At 50.7% G+C, this 16,123-nt stretch carries 16 protein-coding genes and 1 pseudogene; 6 read left to right on the top strand and 11 right to left on the bottom strand.

Going from position 1 to position 16,123, the window contains the following annotated elements:
* Nucleotides 1–10: 10 nt before the first annotated feature.
* The 3 genes from ACTJI9_RS01815 to ACTJI9_RS01805 all read right to left on the bottom strand — a co-directional run bounded on the left by ACTJI9_RS01815 (nucleotide 11) and on the right by ACTJI9_RS01805 (nucleotide 4,404).
* Nucleotides 11–1,075, bottom strand: coding sequence for an ATP-binding cassette domain-containing protein (locus ACTJI9_RS01815; RefSeq protein WP_115052496.1), 1,065 nt, complete (start codon nucleotides 1,073–1,075; stop codon nucleotides 11–13).
* Nucleotides 1,075–3,294 (bottom strand): ABC transporter permease, encoded by a 2,220-nt coding sequence (locus tag ACTJI9_RS01810; RefSeq protein ID WP_336439756.1) that lies wholly within the window; start codon nucleotides 3,292–3,294, stop codon nucleotides 1,075–1,077. Before ACTJI9_RS01810 ends, ACTJI9_RS01815 begins: the two co-directional genes overlap by 1 nt.
* Nucleotides 3,295–3,375: 81 nt before the next feature.
* Nucleotides 3,376–4,404 carry an extracellular solute-binding protein gene (locus ACTJI9_RS01805; protein ID WP_115053235.1) on the bottom strand — a complete coding sequence of 343 codons (1,029 nt, stop codon included), beginning with the start codon at nucleotides 4,402–4,404 and terminating at the stop codon, nucleotides 3,376–3,378.
* A gap of 181 nt (nucleotides 4,405–4,585) precedes the next feature.
* Here ACTJI9_RS01805 and ACTJI9_RS01800 point away from each other — a divergent pair, with 181 nt between their 5' ends.
* Nucleotides 4,586–5,602, top strand: a complete 1,017-nt coding sequence (locus ACTJI9_RS01800) for a LacI family DNA-binding transcriptional regulator (protein WP_354344208.1) — start codon at nucleotides 4,586–4,588, stop codon at nucleotides 5,600–5,602.
* Here the strand turns inward: ACTJI9_RS01800 and ACTJI9_RS01795 are convergent.
* Both ACTJI9_RS01795 and ACTJI9_RS01790 read right to left on the bottom strand, forming a co-directional pair.
* A complete protein-coding gene (locus tag ACTJI9_RS01795; RefSeq protein WP_440805629.1) occupies nucleotides 5,595–6,986 on the bottom strand; it encodes a diguanylate cyclase domain-containing protein in 1,392 nt (463 codons plus the stop codon). The two genes, ACTJI9_RS01800 and ACTJI9_RS01795, sit on opposite strands and share 8 nt — an antisense overlap.
* Before the next feature lie 134 nt (nucleotides 6,987–7,120).
* Nucleotides 7,121–7,624 carry a peptide deformylase gene (locus ACTJI9_RS01790; RefSeq protein ID WP_307279332.1) on the bottom strand — a complete coding sequence of 168 codons (504 nt, stop codon included), beginning with the start codon at nucleotides 7,622–7,624 and terminating at the stop codon, nucleotides 7,121–7,123.
* Between the two features lie 220 nt (nucleotides 7,625–7,844).
* Here ACTJI9_RS01790 and ACTJI9_RS01785 point away from each other — a divergent pair, with 220 nt between their 5' ends.
* The 3 genes from ACTJI9_RS01785 (at nucleotide 7,845) to ACTJI9_RS01775 (ending at nucleotide 11,245) form a co-directional block, all read left to right on the top strand.
* A complete protein-coding gene (locus ACTJI9_RS01785) occupies nucleotides 7,845–9,977 on the top strand; it encodes a sensor histidine kinase (protein ID WP_307279335.1) in 2,133 nt (710 codons plus the stop codon).
* A gap of 378 nt (nucleotides 9,978–10,355) precedes the next feature.
* Complete coding sequence (locus ACTJI9_RS01780) at nucleotides 10,356–10,883, top strand: GFA family protein (protein ID WP_440805627.1); 528 nt, start codon at nucleotides 10,356–10,358, stop codon at nucleotides 10,881–10,883.
* A 149-nt stretch (nucleotides 10,884–11,032) separates the two neighbouring features.
* Entirely contained in the window at nucleotides 11,033–11,245 is a 213-nt protein-coding gene (locus ACTJI9_RS01775; RefSeq protein ID WP_307279341.1) for a hypothetical protein, read from the top strand.
* Between the two features lie 2 nt (nucleotides 11,246–11,247).
* On the opposite strand, the gene ACTJI9_RS01770 is transcribed toward ACTJI9_RS01775, so the two are convergent.
* Together ACTJI9_RS01770 and ACTJI9_RS01765 are read right to left on the bottom strand one after the other, a co-directional pair.
* A complete protein-coding gene (locus ACTJI9_RS01770) occupies nucleotides 11,248–11,850 on the bottom strand; it encodes an isochorismatase family protein (protein ID WP_115052489.1) in 603 nt (200 codons plus the stop codon).
* A gap of 83 nt (nucleotides 11,851–11,933) precedes the next feature.
* Complete coding sequence (locus ACTJI9_RS01765; RefSeq protein WP_336439750.1) at nucleotides 11,934–12,155, bottom strand: hypothetical protein; 222 nt, start codon at nucleotides 12,153–12,155, stop codon at nucleotides 11,934–11,936.
* Between the two features lie 406 nt (nucleotides 12,156–12,561).
* Here ACTJI9_RS01765 and ACTJI9_RS01760 point away from each other — a divergent pair, with 406 nt between their 5' ends.
* The gene (locus ACTJI9_RS01760; protein ID WP_115052487.1) at nucleotides 12,562–12,765 is read left to right on the top strand and encodes a hypothetical protein; all 204 of its coding nucleotides are present in this window, start codon (nucleotides 12,562–12,564) and stop codon (nucleotides 12,763–12,765) included.
* A gap of 41 nt (nucleotides 12,766–12,806) precedes the next feature.
* Here ACTJI9_RS01760 and ACTJI9_RS01755 read toward each other — a convergent pair whose 3' ends face one another.
* Together ACTJI9_RS01755 and ACTJI9_RS01750 are read right to left on the bottom strand one after the other, a co-directional pair.
* Nucleotides 12,807–13,001, bottom strand: coding sequence for a hypothetical protein (locus tag ACTJI9_RS01755; protein ID WP_336439749.1), 195 nt, complete (start codon nucleotides 12,999–13,001; stop codon nucleotides 12,807–12,809).
* Nucleotides 13,002–13,037: 36 nt separating this feature from the next.
* Nucleotides 13,038–13,367, bottom strand: a complete 330-nt coding sequence (locus ACTJI9_RS01750) for a hypothetical protein (RefSeq protein ID WP_440805624.1) — start codon at nucleotides 13,365–13,367, stop codon at nucleotides 13,038–13,040.
* Between the two features lie 474 nt (nucleotides 13,368–13,841).
* On the opposite strand from ACTJI9_RS01750, the gene ACTJI9_RS01745 reads away from it, so the two are divergent.
* Nucleotides 13,842–14,141 (top strand): DUF982 domain-containing protein, encoded by a 300-nt coding sequence (locus ACTJI9_RS01745; RefSeq protein ID WP_337354491.1) that lies wholly within the window; start codon nucleotides 13,842–13,844, stop codon nucleotides 14,139–14,141.
* Nucleotides 14,142–14,179: 38 nt separating this feature from the next.
* On the opposite strand, the gene ACTJI9_RS01740 is transcribed toward ACTJI9_RS01745, so the two are convergent.
* Both ACTJI9_RS01740 and ACTJI9_RS01735 read right to left on the bottom strand, forming a co-directional pair.
* Nucleotides 14,180–14,653 carry a VOC family protein gene (locus tag ACTJI9_RS01740; RefSeq protein WP_115053233.1) on the bottom strand — a complete coding sequence of 158 codons (474 nt, stop codon included), beginning with the start codon at nucleotides 14,651–14,653 and terminating at the stop codon, nucleotides 14,180–14,182.
* A gap of 488 nt (nucleotides 14,654–15,141) precedes the next feature.
* Nucleotides 15,142–15,909 (bottom strand): annotated as a pseudogene (locus ACTJI9_RS01735) (autotransporter family protein); the annotation flags it as partial.
* Nucleotides 15,910–16,123 lie beyond the last annotated feature (214 nt).

Genomic DNA, 16,123 nt, shown 5'->3' with positions numbered 1-16,123 from the left:
TAGTGGTCGTTCAACTATTGATGAGTGCTATGCCACGGTGGTGAAATCCGATGCTAATATTGGTCCCTGGTTCCAAGCGCTGATCTACCGCCGGATCGACGACAAAGAGCGTGCCAGATTCCGTCTCGACTTCGTATTCCACGTGATCGCCAAGATAGGCCATAAACTTGATTCTCCCGGGAAACGCAGCATTCTCCGCAGCCGATAAAGTGATGGCATTCGGCCTCACCGCAAGTTTGGCCGGACCGGGCACAGAATGACTGCGAGCCGGAACGCTATGTTCAAGCTTTCCAACTTGTACGATCGCTTGGCCATTTTCGGTGCGAAGCACTTCACAAGGCACAACATTGGCTTCGCCTATGAAATCGGCAATGAACGAAGACACAGGTGCTTCGTAAAGTTCGCGCGGAGAACCCTGCTGTGCCACAACGCCATTCTGCATCACAATAATTCGATCGGATACAGCCAAGGCCTCCTCCTGATCGTGTGTTACGTAAACGGCTGTAAAGCCAAGGCGTTGTTGCAGTTCGCGAATTTCTGTTCTCACGCGGCGGCGCAACCGTGCGTCAAGATTGGATAGTGGCTCATCCAGCAACAAGACTTGTGGTTCCAGAACCAGAGCGCGGGCAACCGCAACGCGTTGCTGTTGCCCCCCAGAAAGCTCAGCCGGCAATCTTTGGCCATAGCCAGCAAGTCCAACCTGGTTCAGCCCCTCTTCTGCCCGTTCCCTCGCCTCCGCTTTTTTCATCTTTGACGATTCAAGGCCGTATGCCACGTTTTCCAGAACTGACATATGCGGAAACAGCGCATAGGACTGGAACACCATTGATACGTCCCGCTCGTTTGCGGGGAGCATTGTAACATCCTTGCCGCCTATCAGTATCCGTCCGGCAGTTGGATGCTCCAGACCGGCAAGCATGCGCAGCGTGGTCGTTTTGCCACAACCGGACGGCCCGAGAAGGGTGACCAAGGTTCCGGGTTCTATGTCGAGCGACAGATCATGTATGGCGGTAAATGTGCCAAACTGCTTTTTGACGTTGGAGAAAACAACTGATCCTGTAACATTCGGTGCCATTACGCGGCCTTCTCTGGAGATGCAGATGGTATGAAAGCAGTTGCAACACGGTTCTCGCGGCGCAATTTCCTCTCTCCCACCAAAAGCTGGAAACAGGTGATGATAACAATCATGACAATGATGAGCATGGAAGAGTAAGCAATCGCCACGCCGTACTCACCATTTTCGACAAGGCCGACAATATAGGCGGTCGCCATATTGTATTCAGCGCTGACGAGGAAGATGACCGCGCTAATCGAGGTGATGGCCCGAACAAACGAATAGACGAGCGCTGCAACGATCGCTGGGCGCAGCAGGGGCAAAATCACCTTGCGAATTGTCCGGAAGCTGGCGGCGCGCAAGGTCAGCGAGGCTTCATCGAGGCTCTTATCGAGCTGGCTCATGGCAGCAATGCCGCCCCGCACACCTACCGGCATATTACGGAAGACAAAACACGCAACCAGTATCAGCGCGGTTCCGGTCATTTCCAGCGGAGGGAGATTAAACGCCATAATGTAGCTGATACCTATAACGGTACCCGGGATAGCAAAGCTCATCATAAGCGCAAATTCGAAGATGTTTCTGCCAACGAAACGCTGCCGGACGATGAGGTAGGCCGTCAGCAATCCAACTGCCGCTGTTAAAGGCGCTGCGATCAAGGCGATCTTGATGGTCGTCCAGAATGAGTTCCAGGCGACGCCAGTCCAGGAGATGCCGCCATCAGCGAAAGTGAATGAGAAGGCCCGCTGGTAGTGCTCGAAGGTCAGCGTATTATCAAGCCCCCAAGTGCGCACGAAACCGCCAAAGAAGATCATTCCATAGATAACGAGCGTGAAAATGATCCACGGTATAACAATCGCATGGACACCTATCGACAGTGATTTTGGAAGGGCGATATGAGCACCTGAATCACCCTTCCCTGTCACCGTTGCAAAACTCTTGCCGGATAGCCAGAAGCGCTGTGCCAGAAAGGCTGACAGAGTGAAGAACAGAAGAATTATCGCGAGTACCGCGGCGCGTGACGGATCGTTTTGCGAGCCGACAACAGCAAAGAATATCTCGGTTGAAAGGACGCCGTGACTGCCTCCGAGCACAAGCGGATTGCCGAAATCGGCCATGCTTTCGATGAAGCCGATCAGGAAAGCATTTGCCAGGCCGGGTTTCATCAAGGGAAGCGACACCTTCCAGAATGTACGCCAGCGATCTGCCCGAAGGGTTTGCGAGGCTTCCTCCATCGACGGGCTTACGCCTTCGACCACACCGATAAGAACGAGAAATGAAATTGGCGTGAACGACAAAACCTGAGCGATCCATATCCCGGTCAGACCGTAAAGCCAGCGGCCCGGCTCAATCCCGAAAAGGCTCGATAGCTGTTGGGTGACAACGCCTGCGCGACCAAAGAGGAGAATCAACGCAAGGCCGATGACGAAGGGCGGCGTGATGATCGGCAGAATAGTCAGCAGACGAAGGCCCTTTTTGAAGGGAAATCGCGTACGCGTTGCAACGAGCGCAAAACAAAGCCCGAGCAAAGTAGATCCAAATGCTGCCAGTATCGCCAGCAGAAGCGTGCGCCATGCGATGCCGCAGCGGTTTCCCCCTATAACGCAGTCCAGACTCCAGATTGATGGGTCTTGAATGTTCCGGATGAATCCGGACGGGTCAAAGGAACCGTCAAAGCTTTGGAATGCTCCGACAAGCATGCTTCCAACCGGATAGAACACAAAAATTGCCACCAGGAAAATGAGCAATGCGATGGATGCCACAACAAACGCATCGCCTCTCAATACGCCTCTTTCAGCAAGGCCGAACGAGAACAGCAATACAAAAGACAGGGCGACCAGACCGGCACCGGCGCCCATCGATGGCTGTCCATCAGAAAGTGGACCGAACAAATGCTCGCTAATGAGCCAGGTCCACCCGGTAAAACCGACAGCGAGCCCCTGAAGAACCAGAAATATAAGACCGGCGGCTCCAGCAGCAACAAGAAGATTTGATCGAAGTTTCGACACGGTCAAGGTTCGCGCAATAAGGCCAACCGCAAAGATCAGCGCGATGATCGCGATAGTCCATCGGCCATAGGCGAATATCTGGACGAGCCCCGGTCCTGCCGCACTAGCTGGAAAACCATCGAGCCAATCAAACCCGTAAAAACCTGTTTCAACTTTGTACCAAGGCAATAGAATCAGACCCGTAAGCCCAATACCGAGAGCGATGTTCAATCTCCGGTCACTGCGTTCCATAAGGCCTTCCGCGCGCTATCTTCAAAAATATGGCGAGAGATGCCCGGAAACCCTCCGGGCATGCTCCAGATTAATAGACAATCAATTAGCGCTTGCGCCGATTTCCTTATCCCAACGCTCAAGCAATTCCTTGCGCTTGGCAGGATCACCATAGGTTTTGAAGTCGTAATCAATGAGCTTGATGTCTTCAAACTTCGGAGCTTCCGGCGGAACGACGGCACTCTTGTTCGAAGGCAGCTGGAAGGATTTTGCATCCTTCATGTGCGATTGCGTTTCAGCACTCAGGGCCCAATCATACCACTGCTTGGCTTCGTCAAGGTTGCGAGCCCCCTTGATGATCGACATCGAGCCGATCTCATAGCCGGTGCCCTCGCATGGTGCGACAGCCTTGATGGGAAAACCTTCCGATATCTGCGCCACAGCATCGTGCATAAACACAATACCGAGCGCAGTCTCACCGCGGGCCGCAGCCTTAACCGGCGCCGAACCGGATTTTGTGTATTGTGAGACATTGGCATTGAGCTGCTTCAAATATTCGTAGGCTTTATCTTCTCCCATAATTTGCACGAGAGATGCCAAGGCCGTGTAGGCCGTACCCGAGGAATTGGGGTTTGCCATCTGAATTTCGCCCTTAAAGGCAGGATCAACCAAATCAGCCCAGCATTTGGCTTCCTTGAGACCCTTCTTTTTCACGATTTCCGTGTTGTATCCCCAGCCAAGCGCACCGGCGTAGACGCCCACTGTTTTATAATCAGCGCTCTCAGCCTGTTTTTTGGCCCAATCCTGCAGCTGGTCCAGGAGCGGAGATTTATACTCCTGCGTCAGGCCTTCGGAAGCAGCCTGAAGGTGAGGATCACCGGTCCCTGCCCACCAAATATCGGTTTTTGGATTACGCGCCTCTGCGCGGATTTTGGCATAGGTCTCTCCAGACGAGAGTCTCACCATATTCACGGAGATCCCCTTCTCTTTCTCAAACCTGTCCTTCATCATTTCGCAGATGACGACATCGGCCGAGCAGATCAAATTGAGATTTCCAGCTGCCTTGGCTTCGCCCGGCACCATCTGAAGTCCAAAAGCAAAAGCAGCGGCAATTGCGAACACTGAACGCATCATTATTCCTCCCTGGATAACACGGCACCTCCATGCCGCACGCATTTTGCAAGCGTGTGCAAAAGTTTCACATGCAAAGTCCCGTTGTCAAGTAAGGAACTTGAATACTTCCGATAAATTTGCATATGAATGCAGTTATGTTGTACGCAAGCGTGTGCAAATCACGCTAAGGGAGGGCTTTTTGAGTAAGTCATTTGTCAGCGCTAATGACGTCGCACGTCATGCGGGCGTATCGCGATCAGCAGTTTCTCGCGCGTTTACGCCTGGCGCGAGCGTTTCAGAAGATACGCGCAAACGCGTCATGAATTCGGCTCAAATTCTGGGATACCACGTCAATCAGCTCGCGCGGGGCCTCATGCGCAGCGAAAGCGGTATTGTCTGTCTCGTCGTATCCGAAATGGACACGCCATATCGTGCACGGCTCGTTCGCGCTTTCTCTCACGAACTGCAAAAAGCCGGAAAAATATCAATGCTCATCAATACCGATCGTTCAGACGGCGGTGTTGATGCAGCTTTACGGCAAACATTGAACTATCGCGCTGATGCTTCAATATTGCTTTCGGGACTTCCTGACAAAGCGATCACAAAGCTGTGCCTCGACAGCGGACAGAGGATCGTTCTCATCAATCGCGACGATAACATTAATGGTCCTTTTCACATCAATCTCAACGACCATCAGGCAGCCAAGGTAGCTGTAAATGCCTTTTTAAGAGCGGGTTGCCGTGCACTTGCGTTTGTCAACTCAGAAGTGGGAACGCCGAGCCTGATGGCCCGGGAAAACGGCTTCCTGGCTGCGGCAGCAAGTTTTGGTCTCAATGTGACAGTTACCCGCCATGGTAATACGGTTTACGAGAGTGGCAGGCATGCTGCGCACTCCCTTCTAACCAGTTTTGATCGACCGGATGCCGTTTTTTGTGTCAATGATTTGATGGCGCTCGGATTTATAGATAGTGCCAGGCAAGATTTTGGCGTCCGGATACCCGAAGATCTTTGCGTGATCGGCTTCGACGACATTGAGCAAGCTAGCTGGTCTTCCTATGAACTGACCACTTTTACTCAACCGATTGATCAAATCGTTCAGGCGAGCCTGTTGTGGTTGAGCGAAGCCGCCGATACCCAGAACGTCAAATCCCAGACTTTCAATGCTCCCCTAGTTTGGCGAAAAACCGTTCGAGGCAATCATCAGCAAGTTAGCTGAATGCTCCCCAAAGACTAGCTCGCCCACGTCCATTGCGTTTGGACTGGTAGAGTGCAGTGTCGGCCAGGTTCAAAAGATCGTCCGGCCCGGCGATTGCCGCTCTATTGTTTTCGTCAAGTATCGCTATACCGAGGCTAATCGATACCAATCCACTCGGGCTCGCCTCATGTTTAATTTTCATTGCAGTGACGGAATTAAGCATCTGAGTTGCGGTTTTCATCACCTCGTGCTTGGAAACACCGGATAAGAGCGCGGCGAATTCTTCACCCCCGAAACGAGCCAGCGATCCGCTTGTCTGTTTTACAACCTTGTTCAAGCTGCGAGCGACATGAATAAGACAGTCATCGCCTGCGAGGTGCCCGTAAAAGTCATTATAGGTTTTGAAGTGATCAATATCGACCATTATCACGGCGAGATCCTTGTGGACATCATGAGCCTGTCCAAATGCTTGCCGCAAAAGATGAGCAAATTTTCGTCTGTTCGGCAAATTGGTGAGATGATCGCGCTCAGAAAGATTCCTGAGCTTGCGATTAGCAGCCAAGAGTTTCTCTTCGAGCTTCAATCTCAATTCGACCGTGCTCGAAAGTTGTTCTTCGATACGCTTTTGCATGCTGATGTCGACACTGGTCGCCAGCAGGCGCAACGGCGCACCGTTGGCGTCATATTCAACAATCTTGCCGCGACTTAATATCCAAGTATCGCCGCCATCAGGCCGTTTTACGCGATAGATTGCTTCAAAAAGCGGGTTCTTGCCACTGAGTGCATCATCGAATGCCTGGAGTGTGTGTGCCCGGTCGTCCGGGTGCAGAATGTCCCAGCCAACGCTTGGCTTTTCAGCCGCATTCGGGTCAAGCCCGAGTAGAATGCGATATTGTGGTGAGCGCCACACCTGGTTGGCTGGTATATTCAGATCCCATATCCATTGGCCGGCATTCTCAAGGGCATAGGCAGTCCGCTGTTCAGTTTCCTGCAACTTGCGGGTGGCCCGGCGTAATTCGGTAATATTGGTATAGGCAACTGAAATACCGGCAAACTGGCCCAGATCATTCATCACAGCAGCAGCAGAAACCATGAAGCTTTCTTCAGCGATCTCGACTTCACCATCCGCAATGACTTCTCCACTCTTGGCCGCTGCCAAGCCTTTGCGCAAAAGCGGAGCGTGGAGTGGAACAATGTCCTCTATGTTACGGCCAACAGCTATCTTGCTTTCCACGCCTAGCAAGCGAGACAGTTGGTCATTGATCGTGACAATCAATCCATCTTGATTGAGGTAGCAAAGGCCGACCGGCACCCTGTCATAGACTGCTTCAATCTGAAGCAAACGATCACCACCACTTTCATTCGCTATATTGAAGGGTGATTGTCGCGACTTGCTGATTGGCATGGCTCTACTTCCACTTTGCAACCTCACATTGCCTAAAGAAGAAAGGTGCAGTCAAGAATAATACTATGTGATTGCGCCGATAGATTGTTCTAGATCAAATCAGCTACCCAATAGATCGCCACGGTGCCAGAAAATTATTCTATAACGTTTCCGATCTTACCAAAGCGCTTGACGATCCGATCCCGTCGCAATTTGGATAATCGATAAATCCAGAAAATCCCATCGAGTTGATCAATCTCATGTTGCAGACAAACTGCAAGCAGACCATCGGCGGCTTCCGTTTGCTCGCGGCCCGACAAATCCTGATAACGTATCCGGATTGCAGCAGGGCGCTCTATGGATTCCGTGACGCCCGGCATGGAAATGCTTCCTTCGTCATACCGCGCCGTTTCGCTGGAAGACCATTCCACCATGGGATTAACATAAATTGATGGTCCCGCCCCTCCAGGAATCTCTATAGCAATAACGCGTTCCAGCACACCAATATGAGGGGCAGCAATACCAATTCCAGGTGCCGCTCGCATTGCCTGCAGGAGATCATCTGCCAATTCCTGCAAATGTTGATTGAACTCTTTCACGGGCTTGGCAATCGCTCGCAAACCAGCATCCGGAAACGTTAAAACCCTTCTTCTTGTCAACGCAATTCTCCATTATGTAGACGGGCGAGAGAGGTCATGAAATAACCTTTCTCGCCGCTATAGCGCAATGTCCTGCGGGAAGCTTGCTTTACAAGGGAAGCTGGGAGCGATAATCGAAATGTCGTCGCTCCGATAAATTCGAGCGGCACAAAGAGGCTGACGGATGCCGGGCGACAAAAGCATATTGAAACCGCAGGTATTACCCAAGGGTGCGTTAGGAATGACGCTCTTGGTTCTGGCGACCACGATCATCTCCTTTGTCGTCATGATGGGTATAACCGGAATTTCTCCGACGAAGACTGTTACGCAGGTCATCGTCGGGGCGAATGCTATATCAATTCTCGTGCTCATTTATCTGTCTTATGCAACGTTAAGAAAACTGATTTTTTTCAAGAGCAAAGAGAAGAATCGTGACCTGCATACCAGCATCACTATTATCTTTGCTCTGATTGCCTCGATTCCATCAATTATAGTTGCTTGCTTCTCGCTTATCGTTCTCGACAACCGGCTGAATTCTTGGATTAATCCCGAGAATAATCAGATCATCGACATGTCGATCAAAGCTGCGCAGTCTTATACCGAAGACAATGCCCAAAGCCTTTTGTCCACGACCTTATCGATGGTCATCGAACTTGATCAGCGCAGGCTGCTCTACAATCTTGATAGGGGCGCTTTTTCGGATTGGCTAACATATGACGCTGATCGCAATAATCTGCTGGGTGCCTCGCTCGTCAAATCCACGGGAGAAGTCGTCGTCAGCGCGCGATTGTTCAACGATTTGGTCTTGCCGGCGGTGCCCCTGAAAGCGATTAGCGGTGCAGCCGGTGATCGCCCAGTTTTGATTCCGCCAGGATCAACCAATCTTGTAGGGGCTGTGATCAAAACGCAGGCTCTGCCTGATCTCTACCTTTACACAATACGCTCGGTAGACTCGTCCGCCCTCAACAATATGCGTATTATGAACGATAATAATACGGAATATCAATTACTTGCCAGTAACAGGTCTAATACACAAATTGCCTATGCGCTCCTATACACCGAACTAACCTTGTTGCTTCTATTGACGGCTGTCTGGACAGGTATCGCTGTTGCAAATCGTGTCGTGCAGCCGATCCGCGCCCTTATTAGCGCAGCAGAAGAGGTGGCGACTGGCAATTTCGATATTTCCGTGCCTGTAAAAGGTTCCGACGGCGATATTGGAGCGTTGTCGCAGACATTCAACAACATGGTCGGACAGCTAAAAACCCAGCACGATGATCTCACGTCAGCCAAGGATGAGATCGACGAACGTAGGCGTTTTACGGAGGCGGTGCTATCGGGCGTCACCGCCGGTGTTATCAGCGTCAATGCAAATGGCGAAATTGCGGGTTTGAACCGCCCTGCTGAAAACATGCTTGATATCAATGTATCGGAAACCCTCGGTCAGCAGCTTACCTCGGTGTTTCCGGAGATCAGCGAAATCTTTGCTCTGGCCGGTATCAACGATCGATCATCAAGCCGCAGACAGATCAGCATTACCCGCAATGGCATTGCCCGCTCGCTCAACGTTCAAATAACGCGCGAAGATGCCGACGCCAAAAACGCTTCTTATGTCGTTACAGTTGATGACATAACTGATCTCGTAGCCGCCCATCGTTCGTCTGCCTGGGCAGATGTGGCCAGACGTATCGCACACGAAATCAAAAACCCGCTTACCCCCATTCAATTGTCTGCCGAACGCATCCGCCGCCGCTATGGTAGAGTTATTGTTGAAGATCGCGCAATTTTTGATCAATGCACCGACACGATTATTCGTCAGGTTGGTGACATTGGCCGTATGGTTGACGAGTTTTCAGATTTTGCTCGAATGCCAAAACCGGAATTCGTCACCACAAATGTAGTAGACGTGCTTAAAGACGCTTCGTTCCTCGTTGAAATCAGCAATAATCGCATCACATTCGAGCATGAGTTCGACGATGAGCCGCTTCTTGGCAATTTCGACAATCGCCTGCTCGGCCAAGCTTTCGGGAATATCATCAAGAACGCATCTGAATCAATCGATGCGGTACTTGAGCAAGGCATCATTGATCAAGGACACATTCTTGTTCGCGCAAAGGGCTCCGGCGCCTCAATCCTGGTCGAGGTGCTGGACAATGGTAAGGGATTACCCGCGGAAAACCGCCATCAACTGCTTGAGCCATACGTTACGACCCGAGAAAAAGGCACCGGACTTGGTCTGGCAATCGTTAATAAGATCATTGAAGACCATGGTGGCCATCTGGAATTGCTCGACGCGCCCGCAAACTTCCATGGCGGACGCGGCGCACTGATGCGAATGGTCTTTCCTAGACTTGTTGAAACCTCTGCGGCTTAAACTGCATCACGATCTTTCATGACACACATCAAAATGTGATGATGTATTAGGCCCGTAAAAATTGAACAAGATTAATAAAATGATTATAGTCGCGTCTCCGGTATCTGAAGCGCGAAAACACTATTTCGCAGCCAAACGGAAACAGGATCATGAAATCGACCAACGACATTGGCGCTAGCCAAGGTAGTCACGTGATCGTTTGAGGACATTCTGGATTATCCAGTTTCGCTCAGGAGGAGTCGATATGATGCGGCACATAAAGCAAAATGGTGACCTTTCCAACGGCATAACCTGCTCCATGATTTTGTTCGGAGCTTTTGCAGTGATGGCAGTGCTCTTGGCTGTATAGACACCAGGAATAACGACATTAAACTCACCATGTTCGCTGAGCTCTGCTCTGGCGTAATGTCTGTTGCTGATCGATTGAAAAACAGAGGTCGGGCCGTGAGTGAACGTATCGAAACCTGCTCGTGTTTTTGCGGAGATATCAAAGCGGAACTTAAGGGAGAGCCTTTCTGGGTTAATTTCGACCACGATGACGATTGCCGGAAGGCGATTGGCAGCCCACTCACTGTATGGGTTGGTTATCGGCCATCGCAGTTTCAGCTCCTTTCTGGTGAACTCAAAACCTTTTCCAAAACGCTTGGCATTGAGCGTAGTTTTTGTGGACGTTGCGGCACATCCATCGGATATCAAGACACCGGAATTGCCGACGAACTTTACCTTACAATAGGATTTTTTGACCGTCCCGAGAGGTTTCCGCCCTCCGTTCACGGGTATTGGAGCATGCATCTGCCCTGGGTGAAGTTTGACGATGATCTTCAAAGGATAGACACCTACACACGTAATCGTCATCCTGCCGTCGGCACGCCAGCAGAACGCATGGCAAAAGGCGAAAAAAGCTGAAACCCCAGCATTTGCCTGCAGATAATTGGCAGCGTCGTCCCTCAAAAAAATGCCGGTTTACATGGCATTGATGTGGTACAAGAAAGCGGCCATGATTGCCTATAGACTTCATTCTTAACCAAGCGCAATCTCCGCTTGGAGGTGACATCATGGAACGCCTGGATCATAAATTGGACTGTAAGGACTGCGGCACCATCTATCTGAAAATTCCGAAAGATGTGCAAAGCGACACGCCAATCTATTGCAGCACATGCGGGGTTTTGCTTGGGCGGTGGGAAGAGTTGGAACGGGACTTCAACCGGCAGGGCGGTCAGGACGGCGTCTTCAAAATGAATGATGGACAGATTGAACGCTTGGATTAGCATCACCAATTGCTTAAAATGACCTGCGTTTCTGCTGTCTCGACTTGAAGAGATAACCGTCCAGCATAAAAACCCTGCATCGCATCGTGAGCTTGATCCGACGAGCTGCAAACTGCGTCACTGACCAGAATTACCCTATAGCCCAGATCAACGCCGCCAAGAACAGTTGCCAAGACGCAGACATCCGTCTCTCCTCCCGAAATCAATAGCGTATCGACATTCGCCATCCGCAGCGTCTGGTGGAGTTGGGTAAAGTGCCAAGGAGAGTAAACGCTCTTATCAACGACGCGCGCTGGCGGAACAAATAATTCGAGTTCAGCGACCAGATTCACATCTTCAGGAGGAAGCTGGTCAAGCGTCATGCAACGCCATTTATTATAATACCGCGCCCAAGCTCCGCCCGAATTTTCCGGCGATAAAGGAGGTATGAACCTCGTAAACACTGTATGAGTAGGCCGCTTCTCAACCAGCAGGCACACATTGGGTAAAACGCGCTCAAACCACGGCATCGCCCAAGGGCTCGAGCCTGTAAAAAGGCACTGCATATCCACACACAGATGCACAGTGTTTTCTCCGATAGGTCCGAATCTCAATCCCGAAGCCATGTCAACAATGCAGTGTAACGTTGAAGGACGTGGTTAAATTTGCGAACGCAGATCACGTTCAAATCAGCATAAAATTGTTCCCTTCAGGCAGCGGAATGCACACGGCCTGAATTCCATTCGACAACCTCCTGACTGCCATCATCATAAACCACTGTTAGCGCTGTTTCCGAACTTGAAATGACTTTCGCCTGCCTCCACTTGCTATCGTCTGGGCAACCCGAGGCCAACTCGTGCCTGAGAATTTTCACATCATCCCCTTCTTTCAAAGAAGCTCTGTATTTCGAAACCAGATCTGGCTGTTCCATGATCAGTCCTCCCAGCTACTACAACCTTTTTATCGAGCAAGGGTTGCAGCCAAGGGAACTGATTCATTGCAGGAACCGTTTCCAACTCAAGAGGTTTGCTCCTTCAACAAAATTCAGGTCATGGCTCGCCGACCGGAGCGCGCTGTTGCAATCGACGTAAGGTTAGGAAAAGGAGACGGGACGTGACAACAAGAATAGCTTGGATCTGCGCCGCTGTTGTCGTAATCGCGACGGCTGCATTCATTATTATCAATCCGCTTGAAAATCGCACGACCGGGCAACAACCATCACCGCATGCGTTAGATCAATCCGGGCAATAAGTCTTGCCTTCAAACCCCGGCGTGCACCCTCTTGTTTTCCACTTGGCTACACGGTTAGATTGCGCTGTAACAAAGAGGGCAAGTTGATGATCGCCGCTTATATTGACGAAGTGATTATGTTTTGTGCCGGATTATGGATGACGGGTGTGGGCTTCCGTTATCTTTCATTTCCAACTCCCGATCAAAGCGCCAAGAATGCTTGGCTTGCAAACATCGTTCCTCATTTCAAATGGATGGGACCTCTATTGCTAATAATCGCAATCGTTTTAGCGATTGCATCGCCAGCTTGATGCAGTTCCGGCTGAACGGATCTGACAGCATCTGCTTGAGACTACTTAGCTGGCGCTTGCCGATCACGTTCGTTTTCTTTTGCGCTTGATTTGAATGTGGCATCACCATCTTCCTTGCCGGACATAATTCGCGGGTTGGCGCTGGAGACCCCATCATTTTTCGCGCCATGCCGAGTTTTTGCAAACTGACCTTTGGCGTCTTTTTTCGGGTCATCCTTACCCAATTTTTCTGTCAACGTAATGTTCCTTTCGAGATCCATATCTGTTCAGCATCACTGCGGCGTGGCGCTTGGAGGGTTTGCTTGCGTTCCTCCACCAGTGCCGGTCTGCGGCCTAGCATTTTCGGCTGGCGGATTGGTGGTGGGTTGATCGCCAGACGGAGGTGTTGCCTGATCGGAAGGTTTATTCTGACCGGCTGCAGGCTCGGTTATAGTTGCACTGTTGTCAGTACCTTCTCCGAACAATTCGGCACCGCCCCAAGCAATCAATGCAAGAAGCAGCCCGCCTATTAAAACATACAATATCGGCTTGCCCAGTGGGCCCTGCCTTGCCTCTTTCCCGGTTTCTTTCACATTATGGTTCGATGAGCGCGTATCGGTCATGACTGCCTCCTTCCGTTTGAAAGATGAACCATCGAAAATGATTATGGTTCCGACATGCCACACGCGGGGCGAACAGGATTGTCCTCTTTATTTACTTCGACGCAACCGCTTTTCCAGCCCGCATTGGAAATGAAATTTATACAAAAGTCTTGAAACCCTTACTTCTCAAAATTATAATTTACGCCATCCAAACAACCCAAAACCTACACCACGCTTAATCCGTGGGTGCAGTTTGTTATTCTTCAGGGAGTGGCAAAACATGGAAGGACTGACTCTAAAAACTACTAATCGCGTGGCTTCACCGGAGCTCCTTAAACAAATCAAGGCTCAGGTGGCTCGAGACTACGCACCGCCTGAAACGATCTCCCAAATCCTCCGCAAAGCCAAAGGTGGCTGTATGCGTCGCCGCATAAGGTTGGGAAAAGCCTGAGGTCAAAGCTCACGAACTCTCGGTTTTCCATTCAGGAGGACTTGATGAACTCATATTTTGAAAGCCCGATCTTCGTAAAAGATGGGTCGATGATCGTTCAAGAAATCGCAACCCTCGATGAGGCGATCGAATTTTTGGACAATTGGCCGGAAAGAAATCGCGACCTCATTCATGAAACCGCGACGCGAATTTGCCATGAAGCATTCGATGGTCACAAACCGTTAAGTGTGGCCCACTCGGCATTCGAAGGTTTTGCGCGAAAGGCAAAAATCCTTGAAGATCCAGCTGCTGTGATGCCCTGGATCATGAAAGCAAAGCCGAACGGTGGTCTTATGACTGCCTGAGCATAAAGGACGGCTCCTGCCCGCTGGGGCCCTATTTATCAGCCTCGGCGGGCGGCTTCGATTGCGGCGACGTCGATTTTCTTCATATCCATCATCACTGCAAATGCGCGTTTAGCTCCATCGCCTCCGGCAAACAAAGCTTCAGTAAGTACTCGTGGCGTGATTTGCCATGACACGCCCCATTTGTCCTTGCACCATCCGCATGCGCTCTCTTGTCCGCCATTCCCTACTATTGCGTTCCAATAACGGTCTGTTTCTTCCTGATCATCCGTAGCGATTTGAAACGAGAAAGCTTCATTATGTTTGAATGCCGGGCCACCATTGAGACCGAGGCACGGTATCCCAGCGACAGTGAATTCAACAGTCAGTACATCTCCCTTCTCACCAGACGGAAAGTCACCGGGAGCATGGTGAATAGCTGTAACTGAACTGTCGGGGAAAATTTCTGCATAGAAGCGTGCAGCAGCCTCAGCATCCTTGTCGTACCAAATGCATATTGTGTTTTTGGCGATTGGCATCACTTATCCTCCCTGTTCAAGCCTATACTGCATACAGTGTAGAAGCTGATCAACAGGCAAAAGGCGTGTAGCAACCATCATGGCGCACACGCGACAAGATGTGCTCATCACCTGCATTTGAAATCGCCGGGCACGCGCTTGCAAGTTCCTATGATGGCAACGGTGATCAGCTACATTGATGGGGAGGTAAAATAATATGGATTGGCGATAAAGAAATAAAACCCGCCAAATGCAATGGCAACGAGGATAACAAAAAGCAGGGTCATGAATAATGCCTCCAGCAGCACAAATCTTGAAGATCGCTTTCTAGCCTGCATTATTGCCTCATTGCACCGGCGCTGATTATGTTCCGTCCAATATGTGAAAATTCTCAGATAGGCAACGCGCATTTTTGAGGCCTTCAAAGATGCGCCACGCCAATAGGTAATCAACGCTGAAGAGCCGAATTGCTCCGGCCCGCCAACATTATTCAAATCAAGCAATCAGAACTTCACCTTGAAGCCTGTTGTTCCGTTGACGCTATAGCTGTCGGCAAAATTGCTCAGGCTGGTATTCAGCGAAACCTCACCGAAGATGGAATATTTGTCATCGGCCCAGCTATAAGAACCGCCAGCACCGATGCCGCCCCACGTCCGATCTGTTTCATTGGCAAAGTTCACACCAGCCACACCAACATCCGATCCATCAAGGAACTCATGGTACAGATTGGCAAGGCCGTAAACATTACTGCGCGCCATCCTGCCTGAAGCATCCTGCCAAGCGTTTTGATATTCAGCTGCAACCCCGACGCGCCCCTTAAGGCTCTCACTTCTGTCCATCGAGACTCGAGCGCCAAACGGGTCGGTAAAGCTGTCAAAGTCCACGTTGGAATATGCCAGCTGCGCCTGCGGCGTGACTGACCAGTTTCCATCAAGGGCAATCCGCTTGCCTGTTTCAAGGCTCAGCGAATAACCAAAACCATCATTGTCATTGGCCAGGCTGCGTGCCAGCGTATCGGAACCAATGTCGGTTTCATACCATGTGACCTGGACCTGACCATCAACATAGAGGCCGTTTTGCGCCAGCCAGGTCAGCGTTCCGCCAAAGCCATATCCGTCCGTGTCAATCGAACCATCGCCGAATACTGAGGAAGCATTAGTTGAAACTTGTCCATAATGGACGGTGACGCCGCCCATCAAGATGCCGAATTCGGTTTCATGCAGCTTGCCGTCCAGCCCTGACTGCAATCGCCAACTATTATGGTCATAGTCGGAGCGTGTTGTGGAGGTGGGGGATCAATGCTTGAATGCGCTCCATCAATACGTGTCCAAACGGCACCACTGTCTAACGCTCATCATATAAAGGCATTAAAAGGCTTGTTGGGTGTGAATTACACTTAGGCGATGAAAGGCTCTAACTCCGAGCAGAATTTATCAATCGGATGTTGCGGGAGAGAGCTTTGAAAAGATCAAAGCCGACGCTTGG

Source organism: Phyllobacterium sp. 22552 (genome assembly GCF_052044585.1).
GTDB lineage: Bacteria > Pseudomonadota > Alphaproteobacteria > Rhizobiales > Rhizobiaceae > Phyllobacterium > Phyllobacterium ifriqiyense.
The sequence above is the reverse complement of the archived record's forward strand: the minus strand, read 5'-3'. Positions and strand labels throughout refer to the sequence as shown.